We start from the raw sequence: 2096 nt of genomic DNA, 5'->3' as shown, positions 1-2096 counted from the left end.
CCCGCCCCCGGGCCGGGCCCGTCCGGGCCGGGTGAGGCGCTGCCCCGTCAGCCTCTGCCCTGCCGCTTCGCGGTGGCCTTCTGCGTCTTGCCCCGGGTCTTCGCGGCGACCGCGTGCAGGTCGCGCATGGTCTGCCGAGTGCGTTGTCCCGCGGCGGTGTCACGCTGCCGCTGCTGCTCGACGAACGTCCCCCGCTCGCGCTGGTGTCTTCCGGACATGGCCACTCCTCGACGCTGGGCACCGACGGTTTCCCCCACTCTCACCCGAATGGAGCAGTCCGGCATCTTGGACGCGCCCTCGAACATCGATACGCCCGCGCCGTACGATCCGGCCATGTCGAAGAACGGTCAGTGGTATCCCCCCGAGTGGCCGGACCGGATCCGCGCCCTGTCCAGGGGCGAACTAATTCCGGTGGCGCCCCGCCGGGCCGCCACCGTGCTGCTGCTGCGGGACGCCGATGAGCAGCACGGCGGCCCGTCGGTGCACATGCTGCGGCGCAGCGCCTCGATGGCGTTCGCCGGCGGCGCGTACGCCTATCCGGGCGGCGGGGTGGACCCGCGGGACGAGAGCCCGGTCCGCTGGGCCGGCCCGTCCCGGGACGAGTGGGCCCGCCGCCTGGGGCTCGAACCGGCCGAAGCGCAGGCCGTGGTGTGTGCGGCCGTCCGGGAGACGTTCGAGGAGGCCGGTGTGCTGCTCGCCGGGCGGGACGCGGAGTCGGTCGTGGCCGACACCACGGGCGACGACTGGGAGGCCGACCGCGCCGCCCTCGTCGATCGTGAGCTGTCCTTCGCGGACTTCCTGGCACGGCGCTCGCTGGTGCTGCGCAGCGACCTGCTGGGGGCCTGGGCGCGATGGATCACGCCCGAGTTCGAGAGCCGCCGCTACGACACCTGGTTCTTCGTCGCCGCCCTGCCGAGCGGGCAGCGCACCCGGGACGTGTCGGGTGAGGCCGACCGCACGGTGTGGATCCGGCCCGCCGAGGCCGCCGCCGGCTACGACCGGGGCGAGCTGCTGATGATGCCGCCCACGATTGCGACGCTGCGCGAGATCGAGCCGTTCCGCACCGCCGAGCAGGCGCTGGCTGCCGCGTCCGCCCGCGACCTGACACCCGTGCTCGCACGCGCGACGCTGAGAGGTGAGGAGATCGTGCTGAGCTGGCCCGGTCACGAGGAGTTCGAGAAGAGGATCTTCACCGTATGAGCGACGCCGCTGCCCTCCCCGGACTGCCGCGTGACGGCGTCATCGGGGGACGAGCCACCGAGCGCACCGAGTGCGTGCTGGCGCCCAACCCCTCGGCGATGACACTGGACGGCACCAACACCTGGATCGTCGCCGAGCCGGATTCGGACCTGGCCGTGGTCGTCGATCCGGGGCCCCTGCTCGAGGAGCATCTGCGGCAGGTCGTCGCGACGGTGGAGCAGGCCGGTCGGCGGGTCGCGATGACGCTGCTGACGCACGGCCACGCCGACCACGCGGAGGGCGCCGCCCGTTTCGCCGAGCTGACCGGGGCGCCGGTCCGTGCCCTGGACCCGAAGCTGCGCCTGGGCAGCGAGGGCCTGGTGGCCGGTGACGTGGTGACCACCGGGGGCATGGAGTTGTGGGTCGTGCCCAGTCCGGGGCACACCCGCGACTCGCTGTGCTTCCACCTGCCCGCCGACCGGGCGCTGTTGACCGGCGACACGGTGCTGGGTCGCGGTACCACCGTCGTCGCGCACCCGGACGGCCGGCTCGGCGAGTACCTGGACTCGCTGCGGCGGCTGCGCGCACTGGTCGTCGAGGACGGGGTGAGCACCGTTCTGCCCGGGCACGGGCCGGTGCTGGACGATGCCCGGGGTGCGATCGAGTACTACCTCGTGCACCGCGCGAAGCGGTTGGCGCAGGTCGAGACGGCCGTCGAGATCGGCTACCGGACGTCGGCCGAGGTCGTCGCCCACGTCTACTCGGACGTGGACCGCAGCCTGTGGCCGGCGGCGGAGCTGTCCGTGCAGGCGCAGCTGGAGTACCTGCGCGAGCACGGACTCGTCTGACGCCCGGGCGTGTCGCGGCCGCGCGCCCGCCGACGCGGGGGTCGGCCCGTGCGGGTCCGCGGCGACGGG

3 protein-coding genes are annotated in these 2096 nt (G+C 73.8%); 2 read left to right on the top strand and 1 reads right to left on the bottom strand.

What is annotated here, in order from left to right:
• Positions 1–47: 47 nt before the first annotated feature.
• The gene (locus tag ACYVE9_RS24240; protein ID WP_461030026.1) at positions 48–218 is read right to left on the bottom strand and encodes a hypothetical protein; all 171 of its coding nucleotides are present in this window, start codon (positions 216–218) and stop codon (positions 48–50) included.
• A gap of 115 nt (positions 219–333) precedes the next feature.
• Between ACYVE9_RS24240 and ACYVE9_RS24235 the strand changes: the two genes are divergently transcribed.
• Positions 334–1200 carry an NUDIX hydrolase gene (locus ACYVE9_RS24235; RefSeq protein ID WP_461030025.1) on the top strand — a complete coding sequence of 289 codons (867 nt, stop codon included), beginning with the start codon at positions 334–336 and terminating at the stop codon, positions 1198–1200.
• Positions 1197–2027: an MBL fold metallo-hydrolase gene (locus tag ACYVE9_RS24230; RefSeq protein ID WP_461030024.1), complete on the top strand. Its 831-nt coding sequence runs from the start codon at positions 1197–1199 to the stop codon at positions 2025–2027. Before ACYVE9_RS24235 ends, ACYVE9_RS24230 begins: the two co-directional genes overlap by 4 nt.
• The last annotated feature ends 69 nt before the right edge of the window (positions 2028–2096 follow it).

Source organism: Streptomyces sparsus, assembly GCF_054776295.1.
This window is presented reverse-complemented; position numbering and strand designations above follow the sequence as displayed.